At 30.6% G+C, this 2,220-nt stretch carries 2 protein-coding genes; both read right to left on the bottom strand.

The annotated features are described in order from the left end of the window. Positions 1-204 precede the first annotated feature (204 nt). Positions 205-1,656 (bottom strand): RNA-guided endonuclease TnpB family protein, encoded by a 1,452-nt coding sequence (locus LIZ98_RS17285; protein ID WP_108898098.1) that lies wholly within the window; start codon positions 1,654-1,656, stop codon positions 205-207. Between the two features lie 15 nt (positions 1,657-1,671). Continuing rightward, the gene (gene tnpA, locus LIZ98_RS17280; protein WP_375293600.1) at positions 1,672-2,070 is read right to left on the bottom strand and encodes an IS200/IS605 family transposase; all 399 of its coding nucleotides are present in this window, start codon (positions 2,068-2,070) and stop codon (positions 1,672-1,674) included. Positions 2,071-2,220 lie beyond the last annotated feature (150 nt).

Raw genomic sequence — 2,220 nt, 5'->3', positions numbered from 1 at the left:
CTGAAACTCCACACGACTAAAGTCGGCAGGTTCTTATCTACACAAACTTCTTCTATACTCTTCATTATCCATTGTTTCTAATGAATAATTACAACATATAGACACTCATTTGTTTCGATAAGACTTTCACTAACTAAGCTCGTACCATTGTACCACTTTAACGTTAGTCTAAGGCTCGTTTCAAAACCTATAATGTTTTTATATTTAAATACCCATACTTGAAATCAATTCATTGTCAGAACTCTTTATTCTGTTGATTTCTAAATCATGCAATTCTTTAAAATTACCAAACTTTCTAAAGCAGAGTTCCCTATTGATTGTTTTTAAATCCTCATTCACATTCATAATCAAAAAAGCACTATACAAATCTCGTTGTATTTTAAAGTCTCCAAAATCATTCCATCTTTGACCTAACTCTTTCTTGTTGTATTCGTTGGTTACATGATTGTATTGGCTTGCTTTTACTGAATAAGTATCGACTTTCTTTAGTTTTGTATCTTGAAACTTGAGCTTATTGTCTAGTATGGTTAAAAGCATACTAGGTGCTTTATTTGCTATCGATTTGCCAAAACGTTTCTTTTTATTATAATTTCCTGTTTTTTCGTTTATAGTTGTTTCTTTTGCTCTCGCTTGCAATCCTTGGAAACTCATTGTTTCTACTTTAATGTCATTACCTAAAGATAGAATATAGTTAGCTAATTTTTCATGATCTTGCTTTCTTTTACTTGCAATTTTGCGCTGTATTTCTGCTAGTGCATTTCTGGCTTTAATGTATCTATTACTAAAAATCCATTTGTCTCTGTTGCCTTCCTTAATCGTTCCATCTTCATTATATTTATTAGGATTATTCGCTCTTCTTTGTCTATCTAATTTACGTTGCAGTATTCTTTTTTCACGTTCCATATTATTTGTGCTTGGAGCAAGTTCTAATAGTTTCACTTCTTTGTTAGAGGCAATAGCAATCGTTTGTGTACCAATGTCTAATCCAACTCTGCCTTCATTAACGGGATTCCTTACTTCTCCTGTTTCTTTGTTATATTTAGTTGGTGGCATGCCTTCCATTACTAACTGAACATAGAATTTGTACTTGCCACGAACTAATTTTCTTACGATGCGACAATATTTAACCTTGTTATTTTCTAGGGCTGTCTGCGCATATATATCATTTCTTTTAATAACTACTGGAACTGCCAATCCGTTCCATATCAATTTGTTGTTAGTGAAACGAATTCCGGTCTTATTACTTTTGCCTTCTAAGCTATTCATCTCTCCGTATTTTTTGAAGTGGACTTTATTAGCTTCATAAAACATTAGTTTTTGAAAAGCTTTAAAGCATCTAGTAGCAATTTTCTGTGCAGTAAAGCTGTCTATATTTTTCTTAAAATGGTGTTGCATCTGCTTAACAAAGTCATGGAGTGAATACTCAGTCAAACCATATTTTTTATTTAATGAATTAAATAACTTATTGCGTTCTTTGCTTTTAGTCATTTTACACGCTTTTTTGTATTCCTTGCTTTGTTGCAATGCTCTATAACGCTTATTCAATTCATTTAAACAAGCATTGTACATTTGTCTACCTATATTTAATCGTTTATTTAAAATACTCTCTTCAAAAGGCTGTGTGTTTAATTTTAATGTTAAAATGAAGTTTGACATGAGCATCCACCTCCCCTAAACATTTTTCTGATTTTCAATATATTTCATTACTACCTCTTCTGAAATGTGACCGACCGTACAACAAAAATAACTTCTAGTCCAAAGCGAAGGAAGTCTACTTTTTAATGACGGGTATTTTTCTCTTAATATTCGACTACTTCTTCCTTTGAATGCTTGTATTAATTTATGGATATGTTGTCGTGGATCAAAAGAAATAAACATATGAACATGATCTGGCATAATTTCTAATGCTTTAATTTCAACATCATTTTCTTTCGCTACTTCATACAAAATCTCTTTTAAATCTTCTTCAATATCTCCAACTAATACTTTACGTCTATATTTCGGACAAAATATAACATGATATTGATTTAAATAAACAATTCCTTTTTTATGAGAATATTTATCATTCAACATTAGATAATTGCCTCCTATCTAATGTCTATTATACAAATTATTAGATATATTGCAAGTATTTAACAAAAATATTTTAAAAATTTTAACATCACATTATTTCATCCCAATGACTAAAGTCATGGGCTTTCATAATGCAGTTTTCGTAAC

It is taken from the genome of Caldibacillus sp. 210928-DFI.2.18 (assembly GCF_020554505.1).
In the GTDB taxonomy this organism is placed as follows: Bacteria; Bacillota; Bacilli; order Bacillales; family Caldibacillaceae; genus Caldifermentibacillus; species Caldifermentibacillus hisashii.
Note: the sequence above shows the minus strand (reverse complement) of the source record. Positions and strands in the feature narration are given on the sequence as shown.

Bases quoted from the DNA above. Each gene is read 5' to 3' on its own strand.
- LIZ98_RS17285 (WP_108898098.1), bottom strand. From the start codon at position 1,656: ATGTCAAACTTCATTTTAACATTAAAATTAAACACACAGCCTTTTGAA.